Origin of the sequence: uncultured Campylobacter sp., from assembly GCF_938018145.1 — a bacterium.
Lineage (GTDB): Bacteria > Campylobacterota > Campylobacteria > Campylobacterales > Campylobacteraceae > Campylobacter_A.
In genome coordinates this window covers 1-1,131 of sequence record NZ_CALIII010000277.1, presented here as the reverse complement: position 1 = coordinate 1,131, position 1,131 = coordinate 1, and the positions used below count along the sequence as shown (strand labels likewise).

Below are 1,131 nucleotides of genomic sequence, written 5' to 3'. Positions count from 1 at the left end.
CCTACATAAACGACGAGGGCAGGGAGATAAGGTTTTTTCTTTTAAACCGCTTTTCCGACCGCGCTTCGCCGATCATCGTCTTTGACGCGTGCGCGATATGCGGTGACATGGGCTACGTCAAAAAAGGCGGCGATCTCATATGTATCTCGTGCAACGTGCGCATTTTCTTGCCGTCTGTCGGCAAAGAGGGCGGCTGCAACCCGATACCTATGCCTTTTGAATTTGACGGCAAATTCGTGACCGTGACGCTAGATACCATCCAAAGCGGCGCAAACTACTTCTCAAAAGTCATCGAAAAAACGGTGCTAGATCCGGTAAGCCGCAAAAAAGTAAGCAACATCGGCTCGAAATCTTATTTATACTACAACAGGACGTATTTCTTTGAAAACGAAAAAACTCAGGCGGAATTTGAAGCCAACCCTGAAAAATACGTCGACACGAACGGAACTCTAAAATGAAAAATATGCAACTAAGGCTTATAAAAAGCTCGATCACCGGCTCGAAGGTGCAAAAAGGAATGGCCTTTATCACCATACTTTTGGCGACGGTTTTGATCGCTTGTATGCTAAATATCACGCTAAAAATCGGCGATCAGATCGCTAGCGAGCTGCGCGGCTACGGCTCAAACATCGTCGTCTTGCCAAAGGGCGAAGCGCTAGCTATCGAGATCGAGGGCAAAAATTTCACCCCGCTAAAATCGCAAAACTACCTAAACGAAGAGGATTTGCATAAGGTAAAGGAAATTTTTTGGCGAAATAACATCGTGGCGTTTGCGCCGTTTTTAAACGGCGAGGTAAAGGATGCTGGCGGCGAAAAATACCAAATCACGGGCACTTGGTTTGATAAATTTGCAAACGTGGCCGACGAGCCCGAGTTTAAAACGGGCGTAAAAACGCTATTTGGCTTTTGGGCGGTTGAGGGCAAATGGATAGAGGACGACGATACGCAAAACGTGCTCGTAGGCGAAAATTTAGCCGCGAAGCGAAATTTGAGCGTCGGCGGCGAGCTAAATTTAAACGGACGTAGCGTAAAAATCGCTGGTGTGCTAAAAGGAGCCGGCGAAGAAAGCTATAAGATCGTAACTTCGCTAAAGCTAGCTCAGGAGCTTCTAAATAAGCCCGGACAGTACTC

At 47.0% G+C, this 1,131-nt stretch carries 2 protein-coding genes; both read left to right on the top strand.

Features of this window, described 5'->3' with window-relative positions:
- On the top strand, nt 1–458 hold a 458-nt coding region (locus tag Q0338_RS06420; protein WP_298086039.1), incomplete at its 5' end, for a Fe-S-containing protein.
- Nucleotides 455–1,131: ABC transporter permease (locus tag Q0338_RS06415; RefSeq protein WP_298086038.1), on the top strand; the 677-nt coding region annotated here is incomplete at its 3' end. The genes Q0338_RS06420 and Q0338_RS06415, both read left to right, overlap by 4 nt.